This is a genomic window from Cellvibrio sp. (assembly GCF_053579595.1).
The window spans coordinates 1-3760 of record NZ_JBRFPI010000413.1 but is presented as its reverse complement, the minus strand read 5'-3'; the positions used below and the strand labels follow the sequence as shown (position 1 = coordinate 3760).

The following is a 3760-nucleotide window of genomic DNA, read 5'->3' as shown; positions in this document are numbered from 1 at the left end:
GCACGTTATATTCACGACCATTCATCGCGCCGTAACCAACCGTTTATTGCGATCAACTGCGCTGCTATTCCAGAAAATATGTTGGAAGCCATGTTGTTCGGCCATGAAAAAGGTGCCTACACCGGCGCGCACACCAGCAGCCCCGGTAAATTTGAGCAAGCAAACGGCGGCACATTATTGCTCGATGAAATTTCCGAAATGGATATTGGTTTGCAAGCAAAATTATTGCGCGTATTGCAGGAGCGCGAAGTAGAGCGCTTGGGTGGTCGCAAGACCATTAAATTAAATGTGCGTGTGATTGCCACATCCAACCGCAATATGCGCAGCGATGTTGTCGCCGGAAAATTCCGTGAAGACTTGTACTACCGCTTGAGCGTATTGCCACTGCAATGGGCACCGCTGCGCGACCGTGTGGAAGATATTATTCCACTCGCGGAAAAAATCTTGCAAAAACACGCACAAAAACAAAATCGCCGCGGCGTCAGTTTATCGGCATCTGCACAGCAAATGCTGCTCGCCTATCCATGGCCAGGTAATGTGCGCGAGCTGGATAATATTATGCAGCGCGCGTTAATTTTGCAGGAAGGCAAATCCATCCAGGCGGATGATTTGGGCTTGGGCGCAAACGGCCCATACTCACAAAGCCCTGCGCACTACAGCCAAAAACCGAATTTGTTAGAGGCCGCGCAAGCTGTTAATCCCGGAACCGATTTTGATTCCAACGGCGAATCATCTTTTGCTGCACAAGCCTACGCCCGCGCCAGCCAATTTCCTGTCGGCGGAATCGCTGATAATATCGCGCTGGTAAGCAACCAACCTGTGCATCATTCATCGCTAAATAACCCGGCGCTGGGCAATGACCTTAAACAGCGCGAATACGAAATCATCATGAACACCCTGCGCAACGAACGCGGCAGCCGCAAAAATACCGCGGAACGTTTGGGCATTAGCGCGCGTACCCTGCGCTATAAAATCGCGCGCTTGCGTGAAGAGGGGTATGAGATTACGGAGTAATACGCCCATTTCGGCAATCGCCGTGTATATGGCTAGCGAAATATTGAGCTGATAACAACGAATAAAGGCGGTTGAAAAACCGCCTTTATTTTTTTGCATTCGCCAGAAGACACTAAAACAGCCAATCTGGATGAGGGCTGGGCTGTCCACGCAGGCACGGTAATGGCCTGTAATTCCAGCTGGCGCTAAATGCTGCAATAGTCTTTACTTGTTTCTATTGCCAGGATGAGCCGTGTCGGCTCGCGGGCATACTGGGTGTCTTCCTTTCTTTAACATGGATAAACGGAATGCGTTTTCTTGATTTATTTAATTTTTGAGGGGTGGTTTTGTGCTCAAAGCGGAAGTTGGGTCTTAAAACACACACCTCCACTATCTATTAACGCAATAAAGCGCAGCTGAACTTTCCATTGTCTGAATCAATAAGCACCAAAAAAACTGGATTATTAATAAGCTTAAAAGGACAGCTGATCTAGAGATTCAACTTAAGTGGTGAAGTATTACTATTAAAATTTTCATTTTAAATTATTAGTGGGTTTGCTCTCACAAAAGATCCTTGCTTCGCATTTTATCAGTTAAGTGAATACAATTAAATTCTCACCTACGCACGTGAACAGCGAAAAATAAAGATCATACATATGACACAAATAATTTTAGTGCTTAAGCATCAATATATTTTGATGGCATCAGACAGGCGATTAACAAGCTTAGATGAGAAAAAAGGCATTGGCAAAGTGCTAACGGATGAGGAATGCAAGTTGGTAGCGCTGTGTGATCACTCTGCAATAAGCTTTACAGGTCTAGCTTGTCTAGATGGGATGCCCACTCATATATGGATAGCATCTATTTTAAAAAAATATTTATGCATGGATGGATTTGTTGCTTCTGACATCATTCGTCATGAAGCAAGTGTTGCGCTAAAAAAAATTAAAGTCAGTAACAAAATTAAACATTGTACTTTTTTAGTAACAGGATATCAAGAAATGAAAAATGGAGATATTTTCCCTTATTGCATAAGAATCTCAAATGCTTATAGCAGCAATGATGGATCATATTTAAGGGAGGCCAGCGAGCAATTTACAATTATTCCATATGTGTTGCCGAAAAATGAGGACTCAATAATAGCAGTTATTGGTCAACCGTTAGACCGCTCACAAAGCCGAAGATTGGAAAAAAATTTGGGGAAAGTGGAAAAGCATGGAAACTCAGCAGTTGCAACATTGAGGCTTTTAAAGGATGAGATAATTGTATCAAGTAATATGAAAATGACTGTAGGGAAAAAAATTCTTGGATTATGCATAACCAAAAAATCTGTCGAACTTTCTCGTCACCGAGAACATTCATTCTTGGTAGGAGGTCTGCCTATAAATTCGGAAATGTCAATGTTTACATATTTTGAAGAAGGGTATAACAACATGATTCAATATGGCCCAACTTATGTATGTGGAAATAGTGCATCAACCGATTTGACCGTCAAGAACACAGAATCCACCATCTCGGTAAGCATGAGAGTCCTATAATAATTTAATATTAGCTCCCGCTCTTGGTCGATAACACCAGTTTAGTTTTAAGATGTTGCTGCACAAGGTGGTTAAGTAGGATTAGTATTAATCTGTCCGTCAATCTACGGCTTTGGCTTTGAAGAAACCGTTATAAGGTAAGAGCATGAACGAAGAATTTGATCTTCATAATAGATGGCTCAGAGGGGATCAGCTGACTGGAGTGCGCTTCACGATGAATGATTATGTCGAAGTGCGTTCAGGGCAGCACATTGGGGAATCCGGTTCAGTTGTGTCGGTAATTAAATTTGAACCTAATGCATCGTACATTGTGGAAACCGAATCAGGAAAGGATATAGAGGTAAGCGAAGAAGAAATTGAAATTGCAAACTCATGGCAATCAATTTAAGTCCGCTCCCTTGAGCCGTCTGATACTTGTAAGCGCGCGTGGTTTATTCTGGCGTAGGTAATCCATGAACTTAAAAATTAGTTATAAACTTACCGGGTTGGGATGGTCTGAGTGTGAGCTCTCAGATGGAAAGTCATCTTGTATTATTACTGCTTCCTACCTAAGTGATGCTCTTGGGAGCATGGTATTAGCAGCAACCGCAATTGCTTCAAGCTTTAGCAGGGCATCTTTTAGCTTTGACGAGGAGCCTGGTGAGTATCGCTGGGTGATATCAAGTCCGCGATTAAACGAAATTGAATTATCTATTCTTGGTTTCTCGGAGCTATGGGGTGGGCAGCCTGATTCAGACGGAGAACTTATTTTTAACACTCGCTGCTTGCCTGTAACATTTGCAACCGCCGTTCTTGAATGCGCAACTGAAGTTTTAAACACTCATGGGATCGATGGATACGAAAAAAAATGGGCGGAGCATAAGTTTCCCTTAACTCAGTTTCAAGAACTGAAACGGTTGGTAGAAAAACTAAATTATTATTGATGGGCCACAGTAGAAACTCATTCGGACAGATGGCGTCTGCATCGCTTTTTTTCAAAAAATTCAACTGTTTCAAAGTCTGTTTTTGGCGAATTCGGAAACCTACCCAAAGTGAAAATTTATTTTACTTTGGATAAAGGCTTTTGTGCAGAAAATTAGCTTACTAGAACTTTTTTATACGCGTACTCCACAACAAACAACTCCCAAGTGCACAAAACCAGACGGTAATAACTAACACAAATAGACTCATCCCTCTCACATTCAAATGCCACTTTCCAGTAGCTATTATGAACAAGCTGATTGTGCCGA

Annotated in this window: 4 protein-coding genes; all 4 read left to right on the top strand. The window is 42.4% G+C overall.

Translation table 11 applies throughout. From position 1 onward, the window contains the following. A partial coding sequence (locus tag ACWA6V_RS18775; RefSeq protein ID WP_449523927.1) for a sigma 54-interacting transcriptional regulator occupies positions 1 to 1014 on the top strand: 1014 nt, incomplete at its 5' end. A 635-nt stretch (positions 1015 to 1649) separates the two neighbouring features. Beyond that, on the top strand, positions 1650 to 2531 hold the full coding sequence (locus ACWA6V_RS18770) for a hypothetical protein (protein WP_449523926.1): 882 nt from the start codon (positions 1650 to 1652) through the stop codon (positions 2529 to 2531). A 145-nt stretch (positions 2532 to 2676) separates the two neighbouring features. After that, positions 2677 to 2919, top strand: coding sequence for a hypothetical protein (locus ACWA6V_RS18765; protein WP_449523925.1), 243 nt, complete (start codon positions 2677 to 2679; stop codon positions 2917 to 2919). Between the two features lie 64 nt (positions 2920 to 2983). Beyond that, positions 2984 to 3454, top strand: coding sequence for a hypothetical protein (locus ACWA6V_RS18760; RefSeq protein WP_449523924.1), 471 nt, complete (start codon positions 2984 to 2986; stop codon positions 3452 to 3454). Positions 3455 to 3760 lie beyond the last annotated feature (306 nt).